The organism is Terrisporobacter mayombei (assembly GCF_020748465.1).
Classification (GTDB): Bacteria; Bacillota; Clostridia; order Peptostreptococcales; family Peptostreptococcaceae; genus Terrisporobacter; species Terrisporobacter mayombei.
On sequence record NZ_JAHZMP010000195.1, the window covers coordinates 1 to 467 of the forward strand.

The 467-nt window shown below is 22.7% G+C and carries 1 pseudogene; it reads right to left on the minus strand.

From position 1 onward, the window contains the following. Positions 1 to 405 (minus strand): annotated as a pseudogene (locus tag K0039_RS21090) (class I SAM-dependent methyltransferase); the annotation flags it as partial. Positions 406 to 467: the final 62 nt, after the last annotated feature.

Below are 467 nucleotides of genomic sequence, written 5' to 3' on the forward strand. Positions count from 1 at the left end.
TTTAACATTACTAAAAAACTCAACAGACTTAAATCCAATATTTTCAATTTCGAATAAGAAACTTTCTTTTGAAAAATAGTGATTCCAAACATAAAACACATTTTCATCTTTTTCTGTTATTACAAGAGTTTGTTCTAATGTATTATAATCATTGTATTTACAATTATCTTGTAGACACATATATTTTTCATTACTCCAAAATCCTCCATCTTCATTTATTTCCCAATATTTAATTTCCTCAAAATTATTGTATTTATTTATTGTAAATACATCTAATATTAATTTTCCTCCAGGTTTTAAACTATCATAAATTTTTTCCATTAACAACCTTCTATTTTCAGTTGACAAAGCTCCATAATCACAATAAATTAAAGTAGCCAAATCAAATTCCTCATTATAATTCATATTTAAATAACTTTGAAACAAGTAATTTATGTTTAAATTAGTCTCCTTATTTCTATTTTGTG